Annotated in this window: 12 protein-coding genes; 5 read left to right on the top strand and 7 right to left on the bottom strand. The window is 68.5% G+C overall.

Annotation, left to right across the window (positions count from 1 at the left end):
- Positions 1 to 28: 28 nt before the first annotated feature.
- From J2X98_RS04285 to J2X98_RS04275, 3 genes are read right to left on the bottom strand one after another with little or no spacing between them, the layout of a single operon-like run.
- Entirely contained in the window at positions 29 to 1,267 is a 1,239-nt protein-coding gene (locus J2X98_RS04285; protein ID WP_307304587.1) for an SRPBCC family protein, read from the bottom strand.
- Positions 1,268 to 1,295: 28 nt separating this feature from the next.
- On the bottom strand, positions 1,296 to 2,123 hold the full coding sequence (locus J2X98_RS04280; protein ID WP_307304585.1) for a DUF1206 domain-containing protein: 828 nt from the start codon (positions 2,121 to 2,123) through the stop codon (positions 1,296 to 1,298).
- Positions 2,124 to 2,126: 3 nt separating this feature from the next.
- Positions 2,127 to 2,417, bottom strand: a complete 291-nt coding sequence (locus J2X98_RS04275) for a hypothetical protein (protein ID WP_141942915.1) — start codon at positions 2,415 to 2,417, stop codon at positions 2,127 to 2,129.
- Positions 2,418 to 2,576: 159 nt separating this feature from the next.
- Between J2X98_RS04275 and J2X98_RS04270 the strand changes: the two genes are divergently transcribed.
- On the top strand, positions 2,577 to 3,116 hold the full coding sequence (locus J2X98_RS04270; protein ID WP_307304582.1) for a hypothetical protein: 540 nt from the start codon (positions 2,577 to 2,579) through the stop codon (positions 3,114 to 3,116).
- 73 nt (positions 3,117 to 3,189) lie between these two features.
- On the opposite strand, the gene J2X98_RS04265 is transcribed toward J2X98_RS04270, so the two are convergent.
- Positions 3,190 to 3,870 (bottom strand): FadR/GntR family transcriptional regulator, encoded by a 681-nt coding sequence (locus J2X98_RS04265; RefSeq protein WP_307304580.1) that lies wholly within the window; start codon positions 3,868 to 3,870, stop codon positions 3,190 to 3,192.
- 4 nt (positions 3,871 to 3,874) lie between these two features.
- The gene (locus J2X98_RS04260) at positions 3,875 to 5,170 is read right to left on the bottom strand and encodes an MFS transporter (RefSeq protein WP_307304578.1); all 1,296 of its coding nucleotides are present in this window, start codon (positions 5,168 to 5,170) and stop codon (positions 3,875 to 3,877) included.
- 135 nt (positions 5,171 to 5,305) lie between these two features.
- Between J2X98_RS04260 and J2X98_RS04255 the strand changes: the two genes are divergently transcribed.
- A complete protein-coding gene (locus tag J2X98_RS04255) occupies positions 5,306 to 6,907 on the top strand; it encodes a CYTH and CHAD domain-containing protein (protein ID WP_307304575.1) in 1,602 nt (533 codons plus the stop codon).
- Between the two features lie 34 nt (positions 6,908 to 6,941).
- Here the strand turns inward: J2X98_RS04255 and J2X98_RS04250 are convergent, their stop codons facing one another.
- Entirely contained in the window at positions 6,942 to 8,378 is a 1,437-nt protein-coding gene (locus tag J2X98_RS04250) for a PucR family transcriptional regulator (RefSeq protein ID WP_307304574.1), read from the bottom strand.
- Between the two features lie 167 nt (positions 8,379 to 8,545).
- Here J2X98_RS04250 and J2X98_RS04245 point away from each other — a divergent pair, with 167 nt between their 5' ends.
- A complete protein-coding gene (locus tag J2X98_RS04245) occupies positions 8,546 to 9,976 on the top strand; it encodes an aminobutyraldehyde dehydrogenase (protein ID WP_307304570.1) in 1,431 nt (476 codons plus the stop codon).
- Between the two features lie 82 nt (positions 9,977 to 10,058).
- Positions 10,059 to 11,429 (top strand): 4-aminobutyrate--2-oxoglutarate transaminase, encoded by a 1,371-nt coding sequence (gene gabT, locus J2X98_RS04240; protein WP_307304567.1) that lies wholly within the window; start codon positions 10,059 to 10,061, stop codon positions 11,427 to 11,429.
- 79 nt (positions 11,430 to 11,508) lie between these two features.
- Here gabT and rarD read toward each other — a convergent pair whose 3' ends face one another.
- Positions 11,509 to 12,537, bottom strand: a complete 1,029-nt coding sequence (rarD, locus tag J2X98_RS04235) for an EamA family transporter RarD (protein ID WP_307304564.1) — start codon at positions 12,535 to 12,537, stop codon at positions 11,509 to 11,511.
- 118 nt (positions 12,538 to 12,655) lie between these two features.
- On the opposite strand from rarD, the gene J2X98_RS04230 reads away from it, so the two are divergent.
- Entirely contained in the window at positions 12,656 to 13,651 is a 996-nt protein-coding gene (locus J2X98_RS04230) for a DNA topoisomerase IB (protein WP_141942898.1), read from the top strand.
- Positions 13,652 to 13,692: the final 41 nt, after the last annotated feature.

The raw sequence follows: 13,692 nt of genomic DNA, 5'->3' as shown, positions 1-13,692 counted from the left end.
GCTTTGACGGCTGTTTAACCCGGCCGCGCTATTTGCCCGCGCCGCCAACGGCCATGAGTTCCAGGCGCCGCAACGTCTCGCGGTTGCGCGCCGAAATCACGGGGTCGCGCAGGAACTTTGGCATGAGCCTGCCGGGCCCGCGGATGGCGTCCTCGGCAATGGTTACCCGGCACTGGGTGCCCCGGTCCTCCAGCCTGATGTCCACCTTGGCCTCGCCCATTGGCCAGCCGCGCGCCACGAGCTCAAGGGAACGGCCCGGTTCGACAGCGGTGACGCGGGTGCTGTCGTTGATGACCAGCGGCCAGGCGCCGACGGAGTGGTGCAGCTGCGCTCCGGTCCCTGGCCACTCGGCGTCCACGTCCCGGATCCGGGACGCGCCCACCACCCACCCGGAGTAGAGCCAGCCGTCGGCGATGACGCGCCAGACGTCGGCAGCGGAGGAATTGAACAGCAGCGAGACAGTGGACATGGGCTTCCTTCCGGTTCCGGTGGTGCTTTTCCCGCGCTTCGCAAGGGAGCCCGGGTGGGGTACGACGGCGGGAGGTGCGGGCTGCCGGGCCGCCAGGTAGGACGGCTTCCGCAGGCGGCGCGTCCACCCGTAGGCCTCGGCCCCGGGCGGCTGGTTCGCTAGCGGATCGAAGCGCAACGGGATGTCACCGGGACTGGGGCCCGCGTGCAGGCGCAACTCGCCGCACTCCCGCCATGCGCCGCCCGGTGTGGCCCAATGCAGCCCAAGGACCCACTCCCCGGAAGCCAGTGACCCCGCCGGGAGGCTCCGCGTCCGCAGGCCCAGCAGCACGGGACCTTGCCGGCCGCGGTACGGCATGAGCGTGGTCATGGTCGCCCCGGCGACATCCAGCCGCGGCACCAGCAGGAACCGGCCGGGCAGCCCCCACCCCGTGGAGGCGAAAAGGACGTCCGCGGGCCCGGAACCATCGGACCCGGCGCCAGGGGAGCCAGGGCCCGCCACTGCATCGCCCGGCGGCGAAACGCGGAGGGCCAGGCCCAGGATGTCCGGCAGCGCCTGCGGCAGGCCCAAAGACCTGGAGAACCGCGCCACCACCTGGTCGGCGCCGGGGGAGTCCAGCCAGTCGATGCCGCTGGCCCCCGCAGGGTTTCCGGTCCTGTCCAGGGTCCCGCTGAGCCCCAGGCCCTGCGGATGGATCGGCCGGTCAGGCCTGGCAATCTTCAAAAGCCGGAAGAGGGCAGCAAAAGCCTGCCCGGCACTTCCGGTGACGGCGGAATCAACGCGCAGCTGCTGGGTCATACTTCCTTCCTACCCACAAACCTCCGGACTACATGCGGCCGAACCGGGCCCGGATCAGCGCGAAGATGCCGTAGGCGATGAAACCGGCGCCGATCAGCGTCAACAGGGGTGGCCCGAAAGGGTGGCCCTGAAGGGCCTTGAGGCTGCCGTCCAGCCCGGTGGACTCATCCGGCCGGTGCTTGGCGGCGGCAACGATGAAGAGCAGTCCGGTGAGGTCCAGCGCAACACCCTTGGCCACATGGCCGGTGACCCCCAGGGTGTCGATGAGCCTGCCGCGCCGGGTGCCCTCGAAGCGGAACAGTTCCTCCTTGAAGCCCCGCCGGAATCCTTTGGCCATGAAGTAGATGCCAATGCCCAGGACGGTCAGGCCCAGGGCCACGAGGATACACAGTCCCAAGGGGTTGGCCATCAGGCGGGCGCTGAAGTCCCGTGTGTTTTCGCCGGAGTCGCTGCGCTGCCCCAGGGCAAAGCCCGCAAAGGTCAGCCCCACACTGCCATAGGCAACGGCCAGGAACCCTGACGACACCAGTTTGGCCAGCCGCTCCTTACGCGGAAGGCTCCGGGCGCGCAAGGTTGCTTCGCTGGCCTGCCACACTGCCAGGCCGAGGCACGAGACCACGCAGAACCACATCACGGCGGGGCCCCACGCGTTGTCTGCCAGCTGGGCAATGGCACCGGTGGGTTCCGCATCGCCCGGATGGCCGAAAGCGATGGCAACGGCGATGGCGCCGACAATGATGTGGAGCAGTGCCATGACGGCAAATCCCGCGCGGGCCAGGACGTCCAGGGCCTTTGCGTTGGACGCCTCCTCGACAACGTCCGCTGCCTGGCTGAGGGTGGATTCGCCGTCGGACATCTCTTAGCCGTTCATCGGCCCTTCGGCCCGCAGCTTCTCCGCTCCCGGGCCCTCGACGTGCACGGTGCAGCGGACCACCAACTGCCCGGGGGCGTTGTCCAGCTCCACCAGGGACTCGTCCGCGCTGAGGACGGTGAATACCTCGGACCCTGCCACCACGTCCACACCCTTGGACTTCGCCGTTTCCCGGGCATTCCGCAGCGCCTCGCGCTCCAGGCCGTCCACGTAGCCGCTGTCACTTTCCCGGGCCGGGTTGCCGAAGGCCCAGCCGAACAATGTCCCTGTATTTCCCATGGCGACGATATTACGCGGTCGCTCCGCTGCCGGGACGGGCTTTCGTAATATTAGTAAGTGTGCTTACCATGGGCGCACCATACCTCGATGGAACACGGCAAGCGAAGTCCGCAGCACAGCGGCAACCGGATCCAGTTCACTACGTTAGGAATGCACATCATGGCAGGAAATCTCATTGCCCGTTCAGTTCACGACCTGACGGCGGCAGCATGGTTTGGTGGATCCCTGATGGGCGCCATTGGGCTTAACGGGGCAGCGGCCCAGGCCAAGGACCCCGCCGAGCGCACCCGGCTGTCCAGCGCCGGCTGGATGAAGTGGGCGCCGATCCAGACCGCGGCGTTCGCCTCCCACCTGGCGGCGGACCTCGCCATCGCATGGGAGAACAAAGGCCGCATCGCCAAGCAGGAAGGCGTGGCCCGCGATACCGTCATCAAGACGGCGGTGACCGTGGTGGGAGCGGCGGTGACCCTGTACTCGGGCATCCTGGGCAAGAAGGTGGACAAGCTGGCCGGTGAAGGCGCCGAAGGTGCAACGGAGCCGCACGCCGCGGCCTCGGATGAGCTGAAGAGCGCCCAGCAGCAGCTCAAGCTCCTGCAGTGGGCCATCCCCGGCTTCGCTGCCCTGGTGATCATTCTTGGTGCCAAGCACGGCGAGATGCAGCGTCCCAAGAACGTCCTGGTGGGCCTCCGCCGCGACTAGGGCGGGTCAGGAACACAGCGCTTGCGACGGCGGCCCGGTACGAAAGTGCCGGGCCGCCGTCGTGTCCCCGGGGCTACTCCGCCAGCCACTCAGCGCAGGAGTTCAGGTTCCGGTTCACGGTGGCCACGGCAGCGTCCGGGTCCCGCTGTTCGATGGCCGCCAGCAGGGTTTCGTGGCCGTCGCGGGGGAGCCCGTTGAAGCCGGGGCGGCGCTGCTGCTTGAGCAGGTCCTGGTGGAACGCCGTTCCGAAGCTCGCGTAGAGCTCGTGCAGCAGCGGATTGCCGGACGCCCGGGCCACCCCTTCGTGGAAGCGCCAGTCGGCGTCCGCCCAGGCCTCGAAATTCCCGTTGTTCCAGGCCCGGTCCCGGGCGGTGAGCAGGGCGCGCAGGGCCGTGGCGTCGTCATCCGATGCGTTGCGTGCGGCCAGCCGGGCGGCCTGGGTGTCCAGGCCCAGCCGCACCTCCAGGATGTGCTGCTCCGTGTGGTCCTGGTACATGCGGCGGGCCGCGCCGGACATCTCGCTCGTGGCGCGAACGTAGGTACCGTCCCCGCGCCGAACCTCCAGCATGCCGCCGTGCGCCAGGGCTTTGACTGCCTCGCGGAGGGTACCCCGGGAGACGCCCAGGGTGGCCATAAGCTCGGGTTCGGGCGGGATGCGCTGGTCCAGCGGCCACTCGCCGGAGTGGACCATTTCCCGCAGCTTTGCCGTCACTTCGGCGGCGAGCGGCTGCCGGACTGAAGGGCTCAGGGACATGGCGCTACTTCCCTTTCGCTGTCCGGCCGGCGGCGGCGCCCGCGGACCTGCCGGGCATCAGGGGCCCGGTGATCAAGTGGGATACCACCACCTGGGCCAATGACAGCACCAGCAGTAGCACCAGCGGCAGGGCCCAGCCGCCCGTGGCGCTGTGCAGCAGGCCCATGCCGAACGGTCCGGCGGTGGCCAGCAGGTACCCCGAGGACTGGGCCAGGGTGGACAGCGCGGTGGTCTCGGCGGTGCTGGTACCGCTCCGGCTGATCATCACCATCACCAGCGGGAAGATACCCAGCCCAAAGCCCAGGAGGACAGCGGGAATGGCGGCCAGCGCCACGGGGAGGGCCAGCAATGCCGCGATCCCCAGGACCATGGTGATGCTTACCAGGTAGAACGCAGGGCGCAGCATTCCCGGCCGGGCACCGATGGCGATCAGCACCATGCCTGCCGGCACGGACACCAGCTGCATCAGGCCGAACATCAGCCCGCTCGCGGACGCCTCCATGCCCATGGTGGTCAGCATGTACGGGAACCAGCTCAGCAGGGCGTAGGCCAGCAGGGCCTGAAGGGTGAAGATCGCGGTGAGGAGCTGGCCTTTCCGGCTGCGCAGCAGCGGCCACGGGGACACGTGGGCGGACGGGCCCGGGACGGTGCTGCGGTGCGCCTGCAGCGCCACGGGCAGGAAACCCAGGAAGGCGGCCACAGCCGCGATGCCCACGGCGCCCACTGCGGCGGACGGGGAACCCAGGGCCTGTGCCAGCGGTACCACCATGACCGAGGTCAGGGTGCCGCCCGTGGTCATGGTCACCGTGTAGACGGCCGTCATGAGCGAGGTGCGGGCGGCAAAGTGCTCGCGGATGAAGGAGGGCATGGCAACGTTGCAGACGGCCAGCCCGGACATGCCCACCACGCTGCCCGCCACGAGCATCCCGGTGGCGGGAATGCCTCGCAGCAGCAGTCCGCCGGCCAGCATCGCCAGGGAGAGCAGGATGGCCTTCTCTACGCCGAGCCTGCCGGTCAGCCAGGAGGTGGCCGCGCCGGCAACGGCAAAGCAAAGCGTGGGGATGGACGGGATCACGGCTGCCACCAGTGCCCCGTAACCCAGTACTGCCTGGAGGTCGTGCAGCAGGGCGGATGCTCCGGTGATGCCGGCACGCAGGTTCAGCCCGATCAGCACCAGCGCAATCACTGCGGACACGACGGCGGACCGGGGCCTGGCAGGGGCCGTGGATCCGGGGGCGGCCCGGGCTGCCACTGGTGCGTCTGCGTGTGCGGGGGCGGAGGCGGGGGGACTGGCAGGCATACCCTCCACACTAAAGGTTAGACGTTTGATGTTTCGGATTTTGTGGGCAACCTCTCGCAGGTTCCCCTCCTGGAATAGACTGCCAACGGACTGTCGGAGGGCCTGGCACAGACCAGGCAGGGCGGAAGGACGGCTGTGGAGGCATCCCGGGGACTCGAGATTGAGAAGAAGTACGAGGTCGACACCGGCGCCGAGGTGCCGGCCCTGGAGCAGGCCGCAGGCGTGGCCCGGGCCGGAAAGCCGCACACCGACCTCCTCGAGGCCGTGTACTTTGATACGCCCAGGCACCGCTTGGCTGCCCGCCGCATCACGCTCCGCCGTCGCACCGGCGGCAAGGACGCCGGATGGCACCTGAAGCTGCCCCCGTTAGTGCCCGTCCCGGGGGATGGTCCCCAGCAGCGGACGGAACTGCACGCACCCCTCGGCCGGCCGGACGTCGTCCCGGACAGCCTGCTCACCCACCTCCACGCCTACCTCCGGGGGGCGGAGCCGGTGCCGGTGGTACGCCTGGAAACCCGCCGCACCACCTACCCCCTCTACGGGGAAGACGGCGTGCACCTCGCCGACCTTGCCGACGACCAGGTCACCGCCGTGCGGCTGGAGGACGGGCACGACGACGAGGCAACGCGGCAGGAATGGCGCGAATGGGAGCTGGAGCTGGTCCACGGGGACCCGGAAATCTTCGGGCCGGTGGAGGAACTGCTGACCGCTGCCGGGGCCCGCCCCGCCGGGCACGCCTCCAAGCTGGCCCGTGCCTTGGGCACCGGAAAGGCATCCCGGAAGCTGGGGGCGGCCGGCGCGGACGGCAATGGCGCTGCGGAGGACGAAGGCAGCCCCGCGCTCCTGGCGGGAAAACGTGCCCCCGCAGCCGCCGTCGTCACCGTTTATGTGGCCGCGCAGATCGACCAGATCCTGGCCGGAGATGCCGCCGTCCGGCTGGAGGAACTGGACGCCGTGCACGCCATGCGGTCCGCCACCCGCCGCATCCGCTCCGTCCTGGCTGCCTACGGCAGGCTCTACCGCGCCTCTCCGGTGCGGAAGCTGCGGAGCGAGCTGAAGTGGCTGGGCCAGCTGCTCGGCCAGCCGCGGGACGCCGAGGTCCTGCGGGCGGAGCTCCGCGAACAACTGGCAGGACTGCTGCCGGGAGATGACGGCGTTGCCGCTGCCACGGCAAGGATTGAAGAGCGCACCGGCGGGGATTACGACGGCGGGTACCGGCTTTTGCAGGCAGCGCTGCAGTCGCCGCGCTACTTTCGGCTCCTGGACAAGCTCGAGGATTTCCGCGACAACCCGCCGGTGCAGGCCGAGGCAGTGGCGCAGGGACGGCGGGTGGCAGCGAAAGCGGTGGACAAGGCCGCCAAGCGGCTGCGGCGTTCGCACAAGGCGGCCAAGGCAGCACGGCGGGGCACGGACCAGGAACTGGCCCTCCACCGGGTGCGCAAGGATGCGAAGCGGCTCCGCCACGTGGCCGAGTCCGCAGCACTGGTCCACGGCAAGCGCGCCGGCAAGGTGGCAAAGGCCGCCCGCCGGCAGCAAAAAATCCTGGGCAGGTTCCAGGACGCCGTGGTGGCCCGCGACCTGCTGGCCGCCATTGCCGGCGAGTACAGTGACCCGGCCACCGCGGGCATCTACGCGCAGCTGCTCAACCAGCAGGAGGAACGGATGCTGGCCGCCCAAGCCGGGCACCGGAAGGCGTGGAAGAAGTCCCGCGACCTGCTGGGCCGCGGCGTCATTTGAGCCTTGCCGTTATTGGTCCTGCGGGACGGCCTGCCTACTTTCCCTGCCGCGCGGACAACCGGGCCACGGCCAGGGCCAGCCACAGCTGCACCCGGTCCGCGGTGACGGCGGGGTCATAACCGGTGAGCTCGGTGATCTGGGCCAGCCGGTACCGCACCGTGTTGCGGTGCAGCGTGAGTTCCTCCGCCACCGCGGCCACGGATCCGTTGTTGTTCAGGTAGCTCTCCAGCGTAGCCATCAGTTCCGAGCCGTGCGCGGCATCGAAGGCCCGCAAAGGGTTCAGCGACTCATGTGCCATGTCAGCCAGCGGGACATCCTCGCTGGCCAGCAGCAGCGACGTCAGGCTCAGCCGCTCCGGTTCGTTGACCGGCAGGCCATGGCTGGCGGCGTCGCGCGCCTCGAAGTAGCTCCAGCGCAGGCCGTTCGGCTTCGTGTACGCCCCGCCGATGCCGATCGTGGCATGGATGCCGGCTTCGGCGAGGTGGTCGCTGAGCTTGCGTGCCAGCGCAGGTGCCGTCCCGCCGTCGTCATTGACCACCAGCACCAGGTCCTTGCCCACGACGGCGGCCACGGACTTCTCCAGTTCCTGCGGCACCGAGGTACTCCCCAGGGCCTTGGCGTGTGCGGCCGATACGGCCAGCAGCACCACGTTCTTGCGGGTGCTGTTCACGCCCACGCCCGCCAGGCGGCGCTGCGCCTCACTGGTTTCCAGCGCCCCGTGGATGACGTCCTCCAGCACCTGGCCGCACAAGGCGCGCTGGGCCTGCCGCTGCTTGACCATGTTGTTCAGCTCCACGCTGATCAGGTTCTGCGCGTAGCCGATGATGCCTGTGTCCTCGAACGGCTGGCGCACCCACAGGGTGCAGGCGTCGCGGCGTCCCGTGGGCACGGGGTAGCTGGCCCAGGTATCCGCCGACGGGTGGGCGGTGCTGCTGTTGTACAGCTGCGCCGTGAACTGGGTCAGTGCTACGTCTGTGCGCAGCATGCCGCCCAGGTTCTTCAGCAGCTCCGCCAGGCCCCCGCCGGTCAGCAGCGCCCGCGCCAGCACCTGGTGGCCCGCAATCAGCCGTTCCAGTTTGGCGTAGTGGTCCGCCGACTGGGCGTCCGCCACCAGCTTGGTGATGGCGATGAAGGGTGTTTCGTAGGGCACTTCCACCACGGGCAGGCCCCACCGGTTGGCCTCGGCCAGGAGGGCGGGGGGCACCACCTCATGTGACAACCCCACCCCGAATCCGATGCCCACCGCCCCCGCGCGCTGCACCTGGCGGACAAAACGGCGCTGCTCGGGGGCGGACCGCAGCCGCAGGCCGGTGGTGAGGACCAGTTCACCCCCATTGAGGAACCGCTGCGGATCCTCCAGTTCGGTCACCGCCACCCAGTTGATGTCCTGGTTCCAGGTGGTCTCCGCCACGCCCGCCTTGGACAGCTTCAAGGAGGTCACGCCCACCAGGGCAGCAAGGGAAATGGCCATGAAGCAAGGATAAACGTGAGCTGGGCAACCGCACTAAACCCCTTCGGGAAGGGTGTGCAGGTGGCTATTCACCCGGCTTGGGCGCTGGCATAGGCTCAAGGCAGTTCCATCCATCCGTCCCGGTCTCCGCCCGGCGCCGATGGCCCTTACGAAAGAGGTTGCACACCGTGGTCCAAACCTTGCAGAACTTCATCAACGGGGAGTTCGTCACCCCCTCCGGCACCACCCTGCTGGACGTCGTCAACCCCACCAACGGCGAGGTCGTGGCACACGCCCCCGTCTCCGTGCAGGCCGACGTGGACGCCGCCATGGCCGCGGCCAAGGACGCCTTCAGGACCTGGAAGCACGTCACCCCCGGCCAGCGCCAGCTGATGCTGCTCAAGCTTGCCGATGCCATCGAGGCCAACAGCGATGAAATCGTCGAGGCCCAGCACCGGAACACCGGGCAGGTCCGGTCCCTCATCGCCTCCGAGGAAGTGGCCGCCGGCGCCGACCAGCTGCGCTTCTTCGCCGGGGCCGCCCGCATCCTGGAAGGCAAGTCCGCCGGCGAATACTTCGAGGGCCACACCTCCTACGTCCGCCGCGAACCCATCGGCGTGGTGGCCCAGGTGGCGCCGTGGAACTACCCCTTCCTCATGGCCATCTGGAAGATCGGCCCTGCGCTCGCGGCCGGCAACACCGTGGTCCTCAAGCCCTCCGACACCACCCCCGAATCCACCCTTGTGCTGGCGGGCCTGGCCGGGGAAATCCTGCCGGCGGGCGTCCTGAACGTGGTACTCGGGACCGGAGAAACCGGCGCCATGATGGTGGAGCACAAGGTTCCCGGCCTGGTGTCCATCACCGGGTCCGTCCGTGCCGGCATCGCGGTCGCTTCCGGGGCGGCCAAGGGCCTCAAGCGCGCCCACCTGGAGCTGGGCGGCAAGGCCCCGGCCATCGTCTTCGCGGACGCGGACATCAAGAAGAGCGCCGCGGCCATCGCCGAGTTCGCCTTCTTCAACGCCGGCCAGGACTGCACCGCCATCACCCGCGTGCTGGTGGAGGAATCAGTGCACGACGACGTTGTGGCCGCCATGGTGGAGCACACCCGGACCCTGCACACAGGCTCGCAAAACGATGAAGACAACTACTTCGGCCCGCTGAACAACGTCAACCACTTCAACGCCGTGACCTCCGTGGTGGAGAACCTGCCCGCCAACTGCCGGATCGAAACCGGCGGCCACCGGGCGGGGGAGAAGGGCTACTTCTTCGAACCCACCATCATCACCGGTGCCAAGCAGACCGACGACGTCGTCCAGAAGGAAACGTTCGGCCCCGTCATCACCGTCCAGAAGTTCAGCACCGAGGAAGAAGCTGTGGCCCTGGCCAACGACGTGGACTACGCCCTCGCTTCCAGCGTCTGGACCACCAACCACGGCACCGCCATGCGGTTGAGCCGCGACCTGGACTTCGGCGCCGTCTGGATCAACACCCACATCCTCCTCACTGCCGAAATGCCGCACGGCGGCTTCAAGCAGTCCGGCTACGGCAAGGACCTCTCCATGTACGGCGTGGAGGACTACACGCGCATCAAGCATGTGATGTCCGCCCTCGACGCCTGACCCCGCCAGCACCCTAACCTCGCTTCGCTTCGGCCAGGGAACCCGGCCGGCGTAGGCCCACCAGTAAGAGAAAGTAATCGCAATGACCACCACAGCATCAGACATCACGTACCGACTGGAGCAGAAGCGCAACGTCCAGGCCGACTTCCCGGGCCCCAAGTCCGTGGCACTGACCGAACGCCGCAAGTCCGTGGTGGCAGCCGGCGTCGCCTCCAGCGTCCCGGTCTACGTTGCAGACGCCGACGGCGGAATCATCCACGACGTCGACGGCAACTCCTTCATCGACCTCGGCTCAGGCATCGCCGTGACCAGCGTGGGTGCCTCCGACCCCGCCGTCGTGGGCGCCGTCAAGGAAGCCGTGGAGCACTTCACCCACACCTGCTTCATGGTCACGCCGTACGAGGGCTACGTGGCCGTCGCTGAGCAGCTGAACCGGCTCACCCCGGGCGACCACGAAAAGCGCACCGTCCTCTTCAACTCCGGCGCCGAGGCAGTGGAGAACGCCGTCAAGGTGGCCCGCCTGGCCACCGGCCGGGACGCCGTCGTCGCCTTCGACCACGCCTACCACGGCCGCACCAACCTGACCATGGCGCTGACCGCCAAGGCCATGCCGTACAAGACCAACTTCGGCCCGTTCGCCCCCGAGGTCTACCGGATGCCTATGAGCTACCCGTACCGCGAGGAAAACCCCGCCATCACCGGTGCCGAGGCAGCCAAGCGCGCCATCACCATGATCGAGAAGCAGATCGGCGGCGACCAGGTTGCCGCGATCATCATCGAACCCATCCAGGGCGAAGGCGGCTTCATCGTCCCGGCCGAAGGCTTCCTGTCGGCACTGGCCGCCTGGGCCAAGGAAAAGGGCATCGTCTTCATCGCCGACGAGGTCCAGTCCGGCTTCTGCCGCACCGGTGAATGGTTCGCCGTCAACCACGAAGGCGTCGTCCCGGACATCCTGACCATGGCCAAGGGCATCGCCGGCGGCATGCCGCTGTCCGCCATCACCGGCCGCGCCGACCTGCTGGACGCTGTCCACCCGGGCGGCCTGGGCGGCACCTACGGCGGCAACCCGGTAGCCTGCGCCGCTGCGCTGGCCGCCATCGGCTCCATGGAGGAGTACGACCTCAACGGCCGCGCCCGCCACATCGAGGAACTGGCCCTGGGCCGCCTCCGCGACCTGCAGGCAGAACTGGCCGGTGCGGGTACCGCCGTGATCGGCGACGTCCGCGGCCGCGGTGCCATGCTCGCCGTCGAACTGGTCCAGGCCGGCTCCAAGGAACCGAACCCGGACCTGACCAAGGCCGTGGCCGCCGCCTGCCTGAAGGAAGGCGTCATCATCCTCACCTGCGGCACCTACGGCAACGTCATCCGCCTGCTGCCGCCGCTGGTCATCACCGACGAACTGCTCTCCGACGGCCTGGAAGTCCTCGCCGCCGCCATCAAGGCCCACGCCTGACCGGGACGACTCCTCCCGACAACACCAGGAGGGCGGCCCCGCAGATGCGGGGCCGCCCTCCTGCTTTAAACGTTTCTATTCAGCCGGCCCGGCGGAGCGCGGCCCTGCGCGCCAAGGAGTTCCTGCGGGCGGCGCCCAGCATGTCCAGGGTCAGCAGCAACAGCGCCAGCCATACCACCCCGAACCCGATCCAGCGCTCAACGGTCATCGACTCGCGGAACACCAGCAGGGCCACCAGGAACTGCAGGACGGGAGCAAAGTACTGGAGGAGCCCGATAGTGGTCATGGGCAGCCGCCGTGCGGAAGCGCCGAAGAAGAGCAGCGGCACAGCGGTGATCACGCCGGACGCCAGCAGCAGCCAGAAGTGTCCCGCACCCTGCGACGTCAGTGTTGAAGCGCCCCCGGCCGCCAGGACCACCATGGCCACGGCGGCCAGCGGGGCGAGCACCATGGTCTCCACGCTGAGGCTGGTGATGGCATCCACCTTCGACCCCACCCGGTTCTTTACGAAGCCATACAGGCCAAAGCTGAACGCCAGCGTCAGGGCGATCCAGGGCAGTTTTCCGTAGGAGTAGGTCAGGACGCCCACAGCCACGACGCCGACGCCGACCGCGGCCCACTGGAGCGGGCGGAGTTTCTCCTTCAGGACGAGTACGCCCAGCAGGACCGAGACCAGCGGGTTGATGAAGTAGCCCAGTGAGGTTTCCACGGCCTGGCCGGTGGTCACGCCATAGGTATAGGTCAGCCAGTTGATGGCGATCAGGAAGGCGGCCAGCGCCAGGGAACCGAAGACCCGCCGGTCCTTCAGCGCCGCGCCCAGCACCCGCCACGCCCTGGTGACGGTGATCAGGAGCGCGCAGAACAGCAAGGACCACACCACTCGGTTGGCGACGATTTCGACGGCGCCAGCCGGCATGAGGATGAAGAAATACAGGGGCAGCAGCCCCCACAAAACGTAGGCGCCGATGCCGAAGAGCATTCCCGTCGTCGTGTCCTTCGCCGCCGGCTTGGGACCCTTCGCTGAAGGATTATCCGCCGGGGAGCCCGGCGCCGGTGAAGCGCCGGTAGGGGAGGTGGCTACGGACGTGGCGGGGATTCCTTCTGGCATGGGCACGATGTCCATAACAGCAGCCGCCGGACAGGTATTCCAGCACGCAGGCAGCAATCCGGAAAATAATCAGTAGGCTTGCTTTCATGAAATGTGCGCCTTTCCCGGAGCCCGCCCCATGAGGCTCCGGCGCAGCAACGCTTCCGGCCGCGGCTACCGCAGGGTGGCCGCCGGCACGGGCTTCAGTTATCGGGACCTGGATGGATCCACCCTGCCGCCCGGTCCCGTCCGGGACCGGCTGGAAAGCATCGGCATCCCGCCGGCATGGACGGACGTCTGGATTGCGCCCTTTGAGAACGGCCATATCCAGGCCACCGGGGTGGACGCGGTGGGCAGGCGCCAGTACATCTACCATCCGGAGTGGCGCGAGCGTAAGGACCGGGTGAAGTTCGACCGGTCCCTCCAGCTGGCTGAATCGCTGCCCGCAGCCCGCCGCCGCGTCACGATGGACCTCCGCAGCGACGGGTTCACCCGGGAGCGCGTGCTGGCCGGGGCGTTCCGGATGCTGGACAGCGGCTCCCTCCGGGTGGGGTCGGAGCGGTACACCAACGAGAACGGCAGCCGCGGGCTGGCCACCTTGTTGTGCGCACACGTCCAGGTGCGGAAGGACCGGATCCTGCTGCGGTTCCCGGCCAAGAGCGGCAAGGACTGGGAATCCGAAATCCGCGACCCCGACCTCGCCGTCCTGCTGCGGCTGCTCAAGCGCCGCGGGCCCAACGCCCGGCTTCTTGCCTACAAGGAGGGCAGGAGGTGGCGTCCGGTCACCAGCGCTGACATCAATGCCTATGTGAAGGAGCGCACCGGCTCCGACTTCACGGCCAAGGACTTCCGGACGCTCCGCGGGACCGTGGCCGCTGCCGAAAGCCTGGCCCGTACCGGCCCGCAGCGGACGGCCGCCAAACGGAAGCGCGCCATCAGCCGGGCCATGCACGACGCCGCAGAGACGCTGGGAAACACTCCTTCCATTGCCCGGAAGAGCTATGTGGACCCCCGGGTGGTGGATCATTACCACGACGGCGAAACCATCGATCCCAAGCGGCTTGACTCGGCGGAAGCGGAACTGCGGGCGCTGCTGTACCGCGAAGGCAAGGTGGTGGCGCTTGCCGCCAACTAGAATGGGGGACTGTGCGGGGCACCATGCTGCGCACCCTCATG

It is taken from the genome of Pseudarthrobacter enclensis (assembly GCF_030811655.1).
Classification (GTDB): Bacteria; Actinomycetota; Actinomycetes; order Actinomycetales; family Micrococcaceae; genus Arthrobacter; species Arthrobacter enclensis_A.
Note: the sequence above shows the minus strand (reverse complement) of the source record. Positions and strands in the feature narration are given on the sequence as shown.